Origin of the sequence: Streptococcus suis (genome assembly GCF_016775005.1) — a bacterium.
Taxonomy (GTDB): Bacteria; Bacillota; Bacilli; order Lactobacillales; family Streptococcaceae; genus Streptococcus; species Streptococcus suivaginalis.
In genome coordinates this window covers 1-15,259 of record NZ_JAEUXI010000004.1, presented here as the reverse complement: position 1 = coordinate 15,259, position 15,259 = coordinate 1, and the positions used below count along the sequence as shown (strand labels likewise).

Annotated in this window: 18 protein-coding genes; 2 read left to right on the top strand and 16 right to left on the bottom strand. The window is 42.9% G+C overall.

Annotation, left to right across the window (positions count from 1 at the left end; translation table 11 throughout):
* Positions 1-13: 13 nt before the first annotated feature.
* The 5 genes from JNG37_RS05070 to trmFO all read right to left on the bottom strand — a co-directional run bounded on the left by JNG37_RS05070 (position 14) and on the right by trmFO (position 3,976).
* Positions 14-838 carry an alpha/beta hydrolase gene (locus JNG37_RS05070; protein WP_158454877.1) on the bottom strand — a complete coding sequence of 275 codons (825 nt, stop codon included), beginning with the start codon at positions 836-838 and terminating at the stop codon, positions 14-16.
* 102 nt (positions 839-940) lie between these two features.
* Positions 941-1,957 (bottom strand): DNA glycosylase AlkZ-like family protein, encoded by a 1,017-nt coding sequence (locus JNG37_RS05065; protein ID WP_158454875.1) that lies wholly within the window; start codon positions 1,955-1,957, stop codon positions 941-943.
* 72 nt (positions 1,958-2,029) lie between these two features.
* Entirely contained in the window at positions 2,030-2,308 is a 279-nt protein-coding gene (locus tag JNG37_RS05060) for a type II toxin-antitoxin system RelE family toxin (RefSeq protein ID WP_158454873.1), read from the bottom strand.
* Positions 2,301-2,534 (bottom strand): type II toxin-antitoxin system RelB family antitoxin, encoded by a 234-nt coding sequence (gene relB / locus JNG37_RS05055; protein ID WP_158454871.1) that lies wholly within the window; start codon positions 2,532-2,534, stop codon positions 2,301-2,303. The genes JNG37_RS05060 and relB overlap by 8 nt, the downstream gene beginning before the upstream one ends.
* Positions 2,535-2,641: 107 nt before the next feature.
* A complete protein-coding gene (gene trmFO, locus JNG37_RS05050; protein ID WP_158454869.1) occupies positions 2,642-3,976 on the bottom strand; it encodes a methylenetetrahydrofolate--tRNA-(uracil(54)-C(5))-methyltransferase (FADH(2)-oxidizing) TrmFO in 1,335 nt (444 codons plus the stop codon).
* A 268-nt stretch (positions 3,977-4,244) separates the two neighbouring features.
* Here trmFO and JNG37_RS05045 point away from each other — a divergent pair, with 268 nt between their 5' ends.
* The gene (locus tag JNG37_RS05045) at positions 4,245-5,114 is read left to right on the top strand and encodes an acyltransferase (protein WP_158454867.1); all 870 of its coding nucleotides are present in this window, start codon (positions 4,245-4,247) and stop codon (positions 5,112-5,114) included.
* A gap of 487 nt (positions 5,115-5,601) precedes the next feature.
* On the opposite strand, the gene JNG37_RS05040 is transcribed toward JNG37_RS05045, so the two are convergent.
* The 5 genes from JNG37_RS05040 to JNG37_RS05020 form a co-directional block, all read right to left on the bottom strand.
* Positions 5,602-6,369: an HAD family hydrolase gene (locus tag JNG37_RS05040; RefSeq protein ID WP_158454865.1), complete on the bottom strand. Its 768-nt coding sequence runs from the start codon at positions 6,367-6,369 to the stop codon at positions 5,602-5,604.
* A gap of 91 nt (positions 6,370-6,460) precedes the next feature.
* A complete protein-coding gene (topA, locus tag JNG37_RS05035; RefSeq protein ID WP_158454863.1) occupies positions 6,461-8,554 on the bottom strand; it encodes a type I DNA topoisomerase in 2,094 nt (697 codons plus the stop codon).
* 118 nt (positions 8,555-8,672) lie between these two features.
* The gene (gene dprA, locus JNG37_RS05030; RefSeq protein WP_158454861.1) at positions 8,673-9,515 is read right to left on the bottom strand and encodes a DNA-processing protein DprA; all 843 of its coding nucleotides are present in this window, start codon (positions 9,513-9,515) and stop codon (positions 8,673-8,675) included.
* Between the two features lie 41 nt (positions 9,516-9,556).
* The gene (locus tag JNG37_RS05025) at positions 9,557-10,507 is read right to left on the bottom strand and encodes an ROK family protein (protein ID WP_158454859.1); all 951 of its coding nucleotides are present in this window, start codon (positions 10,505-10,507) and stop codon (positions 9,557-9,559) included.
* Complete coding sequence (locus JNG37_RS05020; RefSeq protein ID WP_158454857.1) at positions 10,485-11,063, bottom strand: sugar O-acetyltransferase; 579 nt, start codon at positions 11,061-11,063, stop codon at positions 10,485-10,487. The genes JNG37_RS05025 and JNG37_RS05020 overlap by 23 nt, the downstream gene beginning before the upstream one ends.
* A 135-nt stretch (positions 11,064-11,198) precedes the next feature.
* On the opposite strand from JNG37_RS05020, the gene JNG37_RS05015 reads away from it, so the two are divergent.
* Positions 11,199-11,510 (top strand): rhodanese-like domain-containing protein, encoded by a 312-nt coding sequence (locus JNG37_RS05015; protein WP_158454855.1) that lies wholly within the window; start codon positions 11,199-11,201, stop codon positions 11,508-11,510.
* Between the two features lie 37 nt (positions 11,511-11,547).
* On the opposite strand, the gene JNG37_RS05010 is transcribed toward JNG37_RS05015, so the two are convergent.
* From JNG37_RS05010 to JNG37_RS04985, 6 genes are all read right to left on the bottom strand, one after another.
* Positions 11,548-12,558: a YdcF family protein gene (locus JNG37_RS05010; RefSeq protein WP_158454853.1), complete on the bottom strand. Its 1,011-nt coding sequence runs from the start codon at positions 12,556-12,558 to the stop codon at positions 11,548-11,550.
* 2 nt (positions 12,559-12,560) lie between these two features.
* Positions 12,561-13,334 carry a ribonuclease HII gene (locus tag JNG37_RS05005; RefSeq protein WP_158454851.1) on the bottom strand — a complete coding sequence of 258 codons (774 nt, stop codon included), beginning with the start codon at positions 13,332-13,334 and terminating at the stop codon, positions 12,561-12,563.
* A complete protein-coding gene (gene ylqF, locus JNG37_RS05000) occupies positions 13,321-14,172 on the bottom strand; it encodes a ribosome biogenesis GTPase YlqF (protein WP_158454849.1) in 852 nt (283 codons plus the stop codon). Before ylqF ends, JNG37_RS05005 begins: the two co-directional genes overlap by 14 nt.
* Positions 14,173-14,522: 350 nt before the next feature.
* The gene (locus tag JNG37_RS04995) at positions 14,523-14,702 is read right to left on the bottom strand and encodes a hypothetical protein (protein ID WP_158454847.1); all 180 of its coding nucleotides are present in this window, start codon (positions 14,700-14,702) and stop codon (positions 14,523-14,525) included.
* Between the two features lie 97 nt (positions 14,703-14,799).
* On the bottom strand, positions 14,800-14,955 hold the full coding sequence (locus JNG37_RS04990) for a hypothetical protein (protein WP_187321593.1): 156 nt from the start codon (positions 14,953-14,955) through the stop codon (positions 14,800-14,802).
* Positions 14,956-15,068: 113 nt separating this feature from the next.
* Positions 15,069-15,259: LPXTG cell wall anchor domain-containing protein (locus tag JNG37_RS04985; protein ID WP_202848238.1), on the bottom strand; the 191-nt coding region annotated here is incomplete at its 5' end.

Genomic DNA, 15,259 nt, shown 5'->3' with positions numbered 1-15,259 from the left:
TAATTTCTACTTTTTACCATTTCTCGCTCAAAAAACGCAGGCAATCTGGTAGGTATTGGGCCCAGGCTTCTTCATTGTGAATGGCACCTGAGATAATTTCAAGGGCTAAATTGTCCAAATCAACACCTCCTGCAACCAACTGTCGATAATAGGTCAGAGAAGAATCGATGTAAGCTTGTTTAATATTGCCAGCCATGAGCGTTTTATCAGTGTCATCTGCTTCCTCTGTCCCAACATAGATATAAACCCTTTGGTCCCTGTCCAAGTTTTGACGCTCAATGTAACGATCAAAAGCTTCTTGGTGAAGCCAGTTAGCTGATGAAAAGACTCCCAGACAACCAATCTGGTCCTGATAGGCTAGGCCCATAAACTGGGTGATATTGCCTCCCAAGGATGAGCCGATCATAGCTGTGTGGGCCTTGTCAGACTTGGTACGGTAATTTTGATCAATGAAGGGCTTGACTACATCCATGACAAACTCCGCATACTCCGTTCCCTTGCCGCCAAACTGGACACCAGGAATGCTAGTTTCACTGTATTTCCAAGCGGAATACTCATGCATACGGTTGTAGCCGTCGTTATCAATGGCCACCACAATCATGCGGCTAATGTCTGGGTTTCTCTTGATGGCTGGAATCACCTTCCAAGAATGGCCTGAAAAGGCCTCCTTGCTATACAAAACATTTTGTCCATCATGAAAATAAACGACAGGATAGCGTTTGTCTGTATCTTCTTCGTAGTTCTTTGGCAAAAGGACACGAACACGGCGATTTTGCTTGAGATAAGGGACCTGCAATTCATGGGTTTTCATATCTAAATAAAAGTAAGATTTGTTCATTTCTAGCTCTTTCTCACTGTATTTCCAGTATTATATCATAGTTTTTATGAAATATTCAGAAAATTTAGTTATTTATTTGCAATTTTCGGATTTTCCGAACAATTAATGCTCCGTTTTTAAGCGTTCCTCGTTGACTTGACGGTAACATTCCAGTTCTTTCTGTTCACGACTGGTCAGATTTTCAAAGATTGCCAGTTCAATCCTGTCCTTATCTCGTCGCCAGGTCGCAACCAAGCGTCCCTTGTAGAAAACAACGGGTTTGACAATGCCTGTCAGTGTATAAATCTGGCGGATATACTTGGGGTCAAAAAAGGGATTGGCTTTCTTTTCATAGCCTAGTAAGAGTTGGTCAAATCCTGCTATGAAGAGGCAGTCAGGCAGTTGAGCTTCTTTCAACTCTCCCAGATAAAAACGTTCTTCCCCAGCCACTTCAAGGGTTTTCAAGTCTAATTGCTTCATCCAATTTAGGACTGTCGATTTATTTTCCTTGAAATAGTAACGGGCATCGGCTAGGCTGACAGGTCCAAAACCTGCAAAATACCGTCGAGCGATTTCCAGCTCTGCTTTTTCCCGAGAAAGAGGCTGAAAGTCTGTCAGACGATGAAAACGCTTGGCTCCGTACTCTTGGTAGACTTCCCCACGCTCGACCATGTAGCGAAAGAGGCCGCCCCAGGCACTAAAGACCTGCTTCTCCTCTTCCTGCGTCATCTTTTTCGCACGGCAAAGGGCCTTGAGCTCCTCGCGGGTCATAGGACCTTCCTCAAGGGCTTCTAAAATCAGCTGGTGATATTTCTGCTTGGTCTGTGGGCTAAACCCGTCCCGTCCTTCTGTCTTTAAGTATTCAGTGCTGGCCAGCCGCCCCTCGTGGATATAGAGGGGAATTTCCGACTTGAGATAGGCATGGACCGTTCGCCGAATGGACCACTGACGAGTCAGCTCCTCCTGCCAGCTACCCTCATGGAAATCCTCCGCTGTCATACGGTTGCGAAATCCGACATGAACATAGGGCTGAAACTGAGCCTGCAAACCATTGAGGTTTTGGCAGATTTGCTGAACAGATTGAGGTTTTAATAAGCCCTGTTTCTTCAGGATAATCCCCTTCCAAGTATGGTGATTCATTCATTTCTCCTTCGCTTTTCTAATCCCAGTATAACACAAAAGACACCCGAAGGTGTCTGCTATGAAATTCTCTCATTTCAACTTCTTATAAATATCGGAGCGATGTCCGACATGGAGATTGAGCAAGACCAATTCTCCTTCATCAACCACAGCAATGATACGATAGTTCCCAACACGGAAGCGGACATAGCCCGCTAAATGACCCGTCAGATACTTTCCAGGAGAACGCGGAAAGACCACATCCACTAAATGTTTATCAATCCACCTAGCAATCTGCCGACTGGTTCCCTTGTCGAGCTTATCCATATCTTCAAAGAAACTTGGGGCATAGTCCACGCGATACTTAGCCATAGCGCTTCATCATTTCTTCGTGACTATAGGTTTTCTTACTGCTGTCAGCCCACTCTTTGTAGGTTTTTTCTGCCTTGGCAAGATCGTACATATCTTCTAATTTCTCTAAAACAGCTTCTCGAATGAAGTCCGTCTTGGTCATGTGCTGACCAGCAGACACTTCTTCAATCAACTGGACCAAATCTTCATCAAATCGCACTGCAATAGGTTTTGAAAGAGTATGCATATTGACACCTCCGAATGTTTACTCTGTAAACAGTATAACCTGAACTCCCCAAAATGTCAATATTAGCAAAAAGACACCCGAAGGTGTCTGATGGTAGTCTAAATATCTTAGTAAGCCAAAAACTCTTCCAAGTCCTTGAGGGAACGCTCTGCTATTGCCTCGTAACGCTCCTTCTTGTCGCGGATACGCGGTCCGTCCAGCTCCTTGATGATACCAAAGTTGACATTCATAGGCTGGAAGTGCTTGCTTTCGGTGTGGGTGATGTAGAATGGCAGAGCTCCGATGGCTGTTGTTTGCGGGAAGATGACCGGCTCTTCACCACGGAAACGGCGAACAGCGTTGATACCAGCCACTAAGCCAGAGGCAGCAGACTCGACATAGCCTTCTACTCCTGTCATTTGACCTGCAAAGAAAAGATTAGGATTTTTCTTGGTCGCAAAGGTCTGTTCCAATAAGTTTGGCGAATCCATGTAGGAATTGCGGTGCATTACGCCGTAGCGGACAAAATCCGCATTTTCAAGTCCTGGAATCATCTGGAAGACCCGCTTCTGCTCGCCCCACTTGAGATGAGTTTGGAAGCCAACAATGTTGTAAAGGCTACCTGCTGCGTTGTCCTGACGGAGTTGCACAACTGCGTAAGGTGTCTTGTATTCGCCATCACGTGGGCCCTTGTAATCTTCTGGGTATTCCAGACCAACTGGCTTCATCGGGCCATAGAGCATGGTTTTGATACCACGTTTGGCCATGACCTCAATGGGCATACAGCCTTCAAAGTATTTTTCTTTTTCAAAGGAGTTAAGAGGTGCTTCCTCGGCTGAAATCAAGGCTTCATAGAAAGCGGTGAACTGCTCCTTGTTCATCGGAGCATTGAGATAGGCAGCCTCTCCCTTATCATAACGGGACTTAAGATAAACCAAGTCCATGTTAATGGTCGAGCTGTCGACAATCGGTGCTGCCGCATCGTAGAAGTAAAAACCATCGCCACCGTTGAGGGCGTGAATCTTCTCCGCCAAGGCGTCAGACGTCAAAGGCCCCGTCGCAATAACTGTAATGGCATCTTCAGGAATCTCTGTAATCTCGCCACGAATGACTTCAATCAGCGGGTGATTGTGAATTTCATCTGTGACTGCTTGAGAGAAATTCTCACGGTCCATAGCCATAGCACCGCCAGCAGGCACACGGTGGGCCTCACCAGCTCGCATGATAATGGAATCCAAGCGACGCATTTCTTCCTTGAGCAGACCGACAGCATTGGTCAAACTATCGCCTCGGAAAGAGTTGGAACAAACCAACTCGGCGAACTTGTCGGTCTTGTGCTGAGGAGTCGGCTTGACACCACGCATCTCATAGAGTTTGACAGGAATGCCACGTTTGGCAATCTGATAAGCAGCTTCTGAGCCAGCTAAGCCAGCTCCGATAACGTTAATGTGGGTTTGAGACATGAAACTAATACCTCTAGCCAGAAAATCTGACTACTGATTGGGAATGACCCAAAACAGAACCTTTCTAAATTTTTTAACCTATCTAGTATATCAGAAAATAGAGAAAAATGTTATCATTAAAATCCATCTCGTTCCTGTTTTACCAGTTTGTCAAAGTATCAGTAATATGATATGATTTAAATGTAGCTTACGTCTAGAATATCGACTTAATAATAAATGACCATCGCTGCTTTAATTTTTAAAAATAACATTCGATAGGAAAAACAACATGTCAGAAAATTCAATTCGTTTTGTGGGAAATTTTCATTCAATAACTATTCATCCTAGCGCCAAATTGGAGATTGGACGATGGGTAGAAATGCGAAGTTTTTCGAGTTTAGATGTCTTTCCTGGTGCACAATTAAAATTAGGAGATAGTGTCTTTATCAATGAACATTGTACCATTCGTTGTGCTCATTCCATTAGTATTGGTAGCGGAACAATGATCGGAGATGGTGCTCGAATCTATGATCAAGATCATCTTTATTCTAGTTACCATATTGATCACTGGGGAATCACAAAAGCCAATGTAAGTATTGGAAAAGATTGTTGGATAGGAGCTAATGCAGTCATTACGAAGGGAGTGACAATTGGGGACAATGTAATTATTGGTGCAGGGACAGTAGTCACTAAAGATATTCCTTCCAATAGTACAATACACGGAACTGGCAATATCATAAAGACTCGTTATCAGTCTCCTTATCAAGTTGCGATTCTCACTTTTTCAGATAAAATTGAACATTTATCATACTTATTAGAAGAATTACCGGAAGTTGATTTTCATATCGCTGCTCCAACAAATATATCTGAAACACTTATGGCTTATAATCGGTTTGCTAACTGTCATCTCTATACACGTTTTAGTGGTCCAGAGCGTACAGTTTCTCTTTTACAACAAGTCGGTTGTTATTTAGATATCAACGAGGGAGCCGAGGTTGATAATATTGTTCAGCAAGCTCTATCTCTATCTAAACCGGTTTTTGCATTTGATACGGTAGCGCATCAATCCGATTCTCGTATCAAATATTTTTCAAGTGATTCTCCTGAAAAGATGGTAGAGGCCATAAAAGAAACTTTTGGTCTTAAATTCAATGAATAACTTACTAGCATTTATCTCTGATATTTTTTTTAGCTTTACACATTGTTCTAATTAATACATGCTAAACCCAAAACATTTCATATCTTAAACTCAGATTAACCATAAAATGAGGAAATGTTGTGTAAAGACAAGTTGATTATCTCAAGTATCCCAATTAGAGATAATTTTTTATCAAAGTTCAAGACCAACACCATCATTTTTTGTTATAAATAATATTGAATAGTGACGAAATTGAACCGCCCCCCAAAAGTTAGACAGAAAAAACTAACTTTTGGGGGGCGGTTCACAATATCCATCTTTTCAGAATGTTTTTGATATCAAACGCTCCACTTTCTACCGTACTAAGGTTAGTATAGCCAATATTGTCAAAAATACATCCCATTTTATTATAAAATTTAAATGACCAGTCTCCTGTAGTCTTCCTACTAAGATTCAGTTCATCGGAAAGCAGTTTTATCTATCTTGCAGCAATTAAAAGCTGTAACTGTTACTCTTGCCCATGAGAAGAGACAAGTTCAGAAATATCCTCGACGACTTCAAATTTCCAGCCTAAATCTCGAAAAGCTTGAATCTCCTCTTGCGAGTAAGGAAAGGTATTCAAGAGAATTGCATCCATCCCAAGCTCCTGTGCAATAGCAATGTCCGTCGTCAAATCATTGCCAACAAGGACCGCCTCATCCATCTTGACTTGTTGCTCTTCCAAAAGTAATTCCAAAAAAGCAGGCTCTGGTTTTTTTATACGAAAGTCTGATGACATATAGATTTTTTCCATCAAGCTAGCACAACCTGTCAACTCCATTTCAGCCTGACTGAAGACACGTTGGGCATTGGATAAAATATAGAGCTTGGCTCCTACTTTTTTCAAGGCATTCAAACTGCTGAGAGTATTGGGATATGCCTCCAATTTCTCTCGAGAAAGTATACGAAACATGGCTCCAACTGTTTGACCAAAAGTTGTTAAGTCTTGGGGTCTAAGATTAGAGAGACCATCGGTGTCCGATACCGTTAGCAAATTTTGAAATACCTCTTCTAGATCAATTTCGACATGCTGATAAGGACCTGTCTGCAAGAGTCTTTCTTCTTGCTCAGCCGCCAATCGTTGAAAGGCAGAGCGCAACTGTCGTGGACGATAGGAAGCGCCAAAGGCTTGGTAAAGAGCTGCAATCTTTTCCCAGAGTTCCAGTTTTCCCTCATCCGTTTCAATATCGACTAAGGTTCCATAGAAATCAAAAATATAATGTTTATAAGCTTTCATATCTTATCACCTCTTCTTTACAATTGTTATTATACTATCTTTCAAGAAAATTTCAACAAAAACTGCCCCTTTTTAGGAGCAGTTAAATAGTTTATTTTACTTTTTCTTCTTCGTAATCTCCATTGGGACAGACAACCTGTTTGCCTCCGCCACGGACCTTCTTCTCTACGAGATAATGGTCACATTTTGGACAGGAACGACCAACTGGCTTGTCCCAAGAAGTGAATTCACATTCAGGATAACGGTCGCAACCGTAGAAGAGACGATTACGTTTGCTCTTGCGCTCGATAACCTGACCTTTTTGACAGTCTGGACAGGTTACGCCGATTTCTTTGGTGATTTGTTTGGTATTACGGCAGTCAGGGAAATTACTACAAGCATAAAATTTACCGTATTTACCTAGCTTGATGACCATTTCATGTCCACAAACCTCACAATCAAAACCAGCTGGCTCATCCTTGATCTGGATTTTTTCCATCTCAGCTTCTGCCTTCTCAAGCTCCACTTTAAAGGATTGGTAAAAGCCATCAATAATTTTTTGCCATTCTTCCTTGCCGATTTCGACATCATCCAATTTCTGTTCCATTTCAGCTGTAAAGGTCACATTGACGATGTCAGGGAAAAACTCAACAATTAATTTATTGACAATTTCTCCCAATTCGGTTGGTTCAAAGCGCTTGGCTGCCAGTTTGACATAGTAGCGTTTCTGAATGGTTTCAATGGTTGGTGCATAGGTTGATGGACGACCAACTCCATTTTCTTCCAAGGTCTTGATCAAGGTTGCCTCTGAATAACGAGCTGGTGGTTGTGTAAAGTGCTGCTCTGGATTTGTTGTAGTCCGTACGACAGTATCACCAGCTTCCATATCTGGCAACATCTTGTTTTTATCTGCATCGTTATAAACTGCCATGTAGCCGTCAAACTTAATCTGGCTACCATTCGCTGCGAAGAGCACACCATTTTGACCTAAACGAACACTCATGGTATCAAAAACGGCCGCTGCCATTTGGCTAGCTACAAAGCGGTTCCAAATCAAGGTGTACAGACGAATTTGGTCCTTGTCCAAGTATTTGGCAACAGATTCTGGTGTTAGGTAAACATTAGATGGACGAATGGCTTCGTGCGCATCCTGGGCACCAGAAGCATTTTTCACCTTACTGCCATGTTTGGAATAGGTAGCACCAAATCGTTCTGTAATAAACTCAGCTGCCTGACTCTGGGCAATTGGGCTGATACGGGTCGAATCGGTACGCATATAGGTTATCAGACCCTGCGAACCACCTGTTCCAAGGCTAACTCCTTCATAAAGTTGCTGGGCAATCATCATGGTTTTACGGGTTCGGAAATTAATCTTATTTGCCGCATCCATCTGTAAGGTTGATGTGGTATAAGGCAACGGAGCATTTCGTTTGCGTTCCTTACGCTCAACCTGCTCTACCAAGAAATCATTCCCTTGTATGCGAGCCAAGATTTCCTTCACTTGCTCATTGTTTTCAACCTTAACTTTTTTACCATCTAACCCATAGAAGGATGCTTGGAATTTCTTGCTGCCCTTCTTAAAGGTTACATCAATTGTCCAGTATTCTTCAGGCTTAAACTGGTTGATTTCATTTTCACGATCGATAATCAACTTCAGAGCCACGGATTGCACACGGCCAGCTGACAAACCTTTCTTAACTTTTTTCCATAAAATAGGTGAAATAGAATAGCCTACGATACGGTCTAAGACACGGCGCGCTTGTTGAGCATCAACCAAATCATGGTTAATAGCGCGTGGTTCCTTGAAGGCATTTTTTACAGCATCTTTGGTAATTTCATTGAAGACTACACGGTTTTTGTCTGCCTCGTCCAAGCCCAAGATATGAGCCAAATGCCAGGAAATTGCTTCTCCTTCACGGTCCGGGTCACTCGCCAGAAAGACTTGTTTGGCATTCTTAGCTTCTTTTTTCAGGGAATTAATTAGAGGACCCTTTCCTCGAATATTGATATACTCTGGGGCATAATTATTTTCAAAATCAATCGACATGCTGGATTTTTTCAAGTCACGAATATGTCCAACAGATGCCACTACTTTGTAGTTCCGTCCCAAATACTTCTCAATCGTTTTTGCCTTGGCAGGCGACTCTACGATGACCAAATTCTTTTTAGGGCTTGCTTTTTTCTTAGTTGCTGTTTTCGTTGCCATTTTAATTCCTTTTGACTAATTTCTAGAATACCTTCTTATAAAACTCTAGGACCTCAAAAAGAATAAACTATTTTTTCTAGCCTGTCAAGATTTTTATTTTCCTATAGGAGAACTTGTTTTATTTTTTTAGTTCATTGATCACGTCAATGCCTGATGTAATGCAGTTTGCCCCTTCTTTTATCAATTGCAAACATCCAAGCCAATTTTGCTCTAAAATACTACCAGGAATAGCAAATACTTCCCGACCTTCTTCCAAGGCTCGTTCACAGGTAATCAAACTTCCAGACCGTAAGCGAGCTTCTGCAACTATCACCCCCATAGATAGCCCTGCGATGATTCGGTTGCGCTCAGGAAAATGAAATTTCAAGGGCTGGGTTCCTGCGGGATATTCTGACAAAACCAAATGGTGCTTGGATAGATAGTCCTGTAAGGCCTTGTTTTCCTTGGGATAATACTGGTCCAAACCAGAACCAATCACTGCGATGGTCTTGCCACCATTCTTCAAACAAGCCATATGGGCCGCCGTATCAATCCCTCGAGCCAATCCACTGACTACCACAAATTGATTTTGGAGTTCTTTTATGATTTTTTCAGTTGACTTGACCCCTTCTGGGCTGGCTTTTCGAGAGCCGACAATACCAATCTTAGAACGGTTCAACAAACTCAAATCTCCTTGATAAAACAACAAGACAGGGGGATTGTAGATCTGTTTCAATTCTAAGGGATAAGTATCGTCAAGAATTGAAAAGGAAGGAAAACGTTGAAACAGCTTGCGGCATTCCTTGCTATCCAAAGAATGGTAGTTTTCCATGAAAAGACTGGGTTTCTTCAAGTCTAAAATGTGACAGATTGCTTTTAAACTGATCTTTTTAGTAGAATCTTGGTAAGCAGCCAAGAGGCGGTTGAGTTGCAAATTGCTGAGACCAGCCATCTTTAGTTTAAATAGTTCGAAATTGTTCATATGACCTCCTATCTTTTAATTCGCAATAAAAAAAGAAACAGTTAAACTGTCTCTTGAAAATGATAGAATGCTCCCAGTAAATTTGCTTCATTTTGGTAACGGCAGGCTTGAATCGTAAAATTCGGCTGCCTTTGAAAGCTCAATTGCTCTGTTGCTACAATCTCATCAAAAGCCTGGTTAATCCCTTCAATCAAACGTTCTTGCTGACTGATTCCTCCACCAATGGCCAGGGTTTCCAGCTGCAACAAAAGACAGAGATTGACAATTAAGTATGCAATTTCCTTGCAGTAGTTTGTAAAACTTTCTTGCAACAACGAATCCTGTCCCGACTCTAACTGATGGAAAACTTCTTTACCGTCTTCCTGCTCCAATGCCAATTGGTGACTGGCTTGGCGAATAAACTGAACTGCAGATCCTGAATTGGCTACCAAGCTTTTGATCCCACGCCAATGAAGGCCCAGAATTTGCCCTAAATCTTGCAAAGGCTTGCTCGTTTCCTTCGCTTCAACAGTTGCCAAGGGCCCATGAAAAAAGTCCTTTCCTGGTAACTGGGCAAGATTGACTAATTGCCCATCTGATACCAAAGCAAGACCGACACCTGTCCCCAGAACAAGCACAGCACCACAATGACAATCTTTCAAAACGCCACTCTTTGCCTCTGCCAGACCAGCGGCATCCGCATCATTCAGAACTTCAACAGGTAACGCAAAAGTTTCCATCAGGCGTTGACCCAAGGGAATATTTCTCAGATAAGGGATTAAGCCCCCTGTTTTGACACTATCGTTTTGAGTGTCGATATTACCTGGGCAAGCAATCGCAAGCCCGCTGACGGAATCCTGATAAGAACTTATGATGTTTTCAAGCATCTGCCAAAATTCCTCAATAGTTGGAGGGGTCTTCTCCTTTCCTTGTTCCAGAATCAGTCCAGTTTGGTCGATAAGTCCGTATTTGATGAATGTTCCACCAATATCAATGGCTAGACAATGGTTCATTCTTGCTCCTAATCTCCTTCAAAATCCTTGCTGGATTACCTGCTAAAACAACATTATCTCCGAATGATTTGGTAACGACACTACCTGCACCAACGACAACGTTATTTCCCAAGGTCACGCCAGGCAAAATTGTCACACCGCCACCAGCCCAGAAGTTATCTCCAATGGTAATTGGGGCGCCATATTCCACTCCTGAATTACGTTCAATAGGGTCCAAGGGATGCAAGGGTGTCAGCAGCTGCACATTGGGACCTAACATAGCATTTTTCCCGATGGTAATGGGACAAACATCTAGCATAGTACAGTTAAAATTTGCGTAAAAATCCTCACCCACATGGATATTGCTGCCGTAGTCACAATAGAAATTCGGCTCCATATAGATGCGCTTACCCGTAGTCCCCAACCAGCTTTTCAATTGCTCTGAACGGACTTGACCATCAAGTTCAGCGTTAAATTGCTTCATCTGTTGGCGGGCAAAGGAGCGCATTTCTCTCAACTCCGCATCAGCTGCAATATAAAATTCTCCTGCAATCATCTTTTCTTTTTCTGTTACCATATCTCCATCCTTTAAAGCTATTGATTTACATCTATCCTACACACTCCCCCAATGCCTGTCAAGTCTCAACTTGACAAGTAACATCTCAATTTGGTATTCTTTTTCTAATTTCAAGATGTAAAGGACAAGCATTCCATGACAGTATTCTCACCAGAACTGCACTCCCTTCCCCTAGAGAGCTTAACAGACGTGCTTGAAAATCCACAAGCTGTTCTGCTAGATGTTCGAGATCCAGATGAATTTGTAAGAGGTCACCATCCTCAAGCCATCAATTGCCCACTTACAAGTTTGGACAAATTTCAGGCTGACAAGTCTAGGACCTATTACCTAATCTGCAAGACTGGGAAGAGAAGCCAGCAAGCCAACAACATCCTGTTGGAGCAAGGTTACTCAGCCTACTCCTTCTCTCAAGGTATGGAAGCATGGCAAGGCCCTATCTCTAAATAAAATGATAGCCTCTAGACATGTAGCTAGAGGCTGTTTTTTAATGCATTAAACTGATGATCACTCCAATCAGATAAAGGGCTGACACGATGCTCAAAAATACCAAATGCGCCTTTCGGCTCATGACCACATAGCCTACAAATTCCCGAATGAAGGCATTAAGGCTAAAATAAAATCTGGTTTTTGCGCCGTATCCGATACATTTGATTTTCAATTGTCGTGCCAATAGCAGAGCTCTGAAAACGTGATAGTAATTGGTTACAAGGGCAAAGCGACAACCAGGTTTCATCAGGGCATAGGAAAATTTCAAGTTTTCCTCGGTATTGGTTGATTGGTTTTCTATCACAATATCTTCCGCAGGAATCCCCTGTTCCAAGGCATAATTAGCCATAGCCTGCCCCTCTGCCAGGAGTTCATCAGGACCCTGTCCGCCTGACATGATAAGCTTGCTGCCAGGATGTTTCTGGTAGATCGCTATGCCTTTTTCAATCCGCGAAGCCAAGAGTGGCGTTACCTTGTCACCAATTAAGCCAGCACCTAAGACCACGACATAATCAAGCTTTCCTGGGAAGAGATTGACCAAATTGACAAAGCTAGACGTGGTATAGAGCATGCTGATAATAATGGCATAGGACACCAAAAAACCAACGTAGACGAACAGCATGTTGAAAAAGCTGATACCTGAAAGGGATTGAACCACAAAGGGAGCGATGAAGAGATAGAAAGTCAGGGCGACCGCCAGTCCCATGGATAGGAAATTATGGAAGCGAACCCCTTCTCTCTTCAAAATCTGAAAGCCATTTAGATAAAGCGTGAAAAGCAGGACAAATGGACCACTTAATAAGGCTAAAAAAAGCACCATCGCCACGGCTATAGCCAGCAAGCGCAAGATTTCATTGTTTTCGAGAATGCCTGTCGAGATAATCCATGCCAAGGCCCAGACGAGGATGTTCAAGGCAAACAGTGAGATAAAAATCGACCGCCGCTCCCAGAAATAGATGAGAGCAAACAAACCGATAGCCGCTAAAAATAAGCAGAAAAAGACCGTCAAGACTAGTTTCCCCCTGCTACCATAGACTTAATGGGCTCAAAGGTTTTGCGGTGAATGGGCGTGATGCCTTGCTTGTTCAAGCCTTCCAAATGCTCTGCCGTTCCATAGCCTGCATTTTTGGCGAAGCCGTAGCCTGAGAACTCCTTGTCATAATCCGCCATCATCTTATCCCGCGTCACCTTGGCCACGATAGAGGCCGCTGCGATAGAAAGGCTGTTGGCATCCCCCTTGATGATAGAGGTTTGCGGTATGGAGGTATCCAACTTCATTGCATCTATCAAGAGATGTTCAGGCTCTTGGTTCAGCTTTCCCAAAGCCTCTAACATAGCTAACTTGGTCGCCTCGTAGATGTTTACCTGGTCGATGACAGCTGCATTTTTGACACCTACACCGACTGCCAGCGCCCGCTCCATGACTTCTTGGTAGATTGACTCGTGCTTGGACTTGGGGATTTTCTTGGAGTCGTTGAGGTAGCGGATTTTGCACCCTTTGGGCAAGATAACCGCAGCTGCCACCACAGGACCTGCTAAAGGCCCCCGGCCGACTTCGTCGATACCAGCGATTAACTCTACCCCATTTTCATAAAGGGCTTTTTCGTAGCATAGCATAGCTTCTAAGCGAGCGTCTTCAGCTGCTTCTTTTTCCAGCTCCTTACGGCGTTTCTTGATAGCAGACTGGACACCTGCTCGCTCATCCTGAGCTAGTTCCGCCCAGACAGGGTTGTCTAGACTGTCCACCTGAGCCAGCAGAGCAGACACTTCCTTAATCGTTGCCATCTAAGTCACTCACCTTATCCAATGTATAGGTGCCCAAACGCCCGTCTCGAACGTCCTTGACAAATAGACTATAGAAACGGTCATAATCATCACGGAAGCCCAATTTCTTGGTCCAGTCCATAATGAGTTCAGGCGTTTCCTGCTCCAAATCCATACCCTTAAACCGTTCTTGCAGGCGTTCTGGATAGTTGGCCTTGAAATAGTCCAAACCAAAAATAGTGACCTCGTCCATAGGCAAGAGCTGGTCCTTAATCGCACCAGTCAGAGCCAACTTAAGTCCAACTTCCTGGTCCTCAAATTTAGGCCAGAGAATACCTGGTGTATCAAGGATTTCAAGGTCCTTGTTGGACTTGAGCCACTGTTGGCCTTTGGTCACACCTGGTTTGTTGCCGACTACGGCGATTTTCTTTCCAGCCAGACGGTTCATGAGGGTGGATTTTCCAGCGTTTGGAATACCGATAATCATGGTTCGCAGGGTCTCCTTTTGAATCCCTCTTTCGCGGAGGCGTTCAATCTTGTCTTTCATCAAACTCTTGGCTGCGTCGGTCACTTTTTTCACCGTCGCTTGCTCTTTTGAGTTGATAGCAAGGGTACGAATGCCCTGACCTTCAAAGTAGCTCTGCCATTCTTTGGTACGAACAGGGTCTGCCAAATCGACCTTGTTGAGAATCATTAGCTTGGGCTTGTTGCCAACAATCTTGGTCAGCATAGGGTTTTGGCTGGATAGGGGCAAGCGGGCATCGACCAAAATAGTCACGAAATCAACGTGCTTGATGTTCTCCTGCACCTGCCTGCGAGCTTTTGACATGTGGCCCGGAAACCATTGAATAATTGCCATGTAACGTTTTCCTCCTCTTTCACTTGTATTTACATACTTTTTCCTTATCTTACTATTATACCATGTTCAAAAGTGAAAAGAAAATATGTTTATCCAATACAAAAAAGCCGCAAATTGCGGCTTAGTATGTAACAATTCCTATGACTCTGTTTCATTTAACAATATATTGATGACGATGTTATCTTTTACGACCACTCGAAAAGCTCCGCTTGAAACTGGATAGGTTCCGTTTCCAAGTGCTTTTACCTGTTCTAATAACGTTTCATCTTCTGTTATTTGCCGAATAGGAGCTTCTAAATCGATCTTTTCAATCTTCTCAAGGTAAGCAAGAAGAGCTTCTTCTGAGACAATTAACCACTTCTCTTTCTAAGTGAATCGGCTCTCTGGCTAAGTGAGTTCAAATCTGCTGCAAGCTTAGCAATTTCCTTGCCCAAGTAGCCTCGTTGATTTCTCAAGGCAGATAAACGTGCTTCCAGCTCCATTCTTCGGTTATCAATGTACTTTAATTCTTTACTATCTTCTTTTTTCATAACTTATCTCCATACGTTTATATATTAACATACCGCAAATAAGTTGTAAAGAATTTATGCTTTTCAGAATTGTTACATTATTTTTTCAAAAACAAAATTAGGGTTTGATTTGTTGGTGAATAGCATGAAGGGCTGAAACAGTTGGGTTTAGTAAGCCTAGTCGCCCGTCTGCATTGGACATAATTGATACAATATAGTTCCCCTTTGGAGTATAAACAATGCCGCCATCACTTGCTGAGCGATAACCTGGCAAACCAATCCTATTTCATCTTCTTTTTCATATTTACATCACCTTTCTAAAAATAGTATAACAAGAGTCACTGCCTTATTCAAGTAAAAAGAGAAGGAAATTCCTTCTCTTTCTGTCTATTTCTTTTGTCTGCGTCGACTTGCTAGACCTAGACCTGCTAATAGTCCAACAGTTCCTAAGACAGTCATCGCCATCTGTTCCTGACTTCCTGTGTTTGGAAGTGTTTTGGCATCAGACTTACTGCTTTCTTTTTGACTGGTTGGTAAGCTAGCTGCTGGCAAGGCTACCTGTTTAGGCGCTTGGTTTG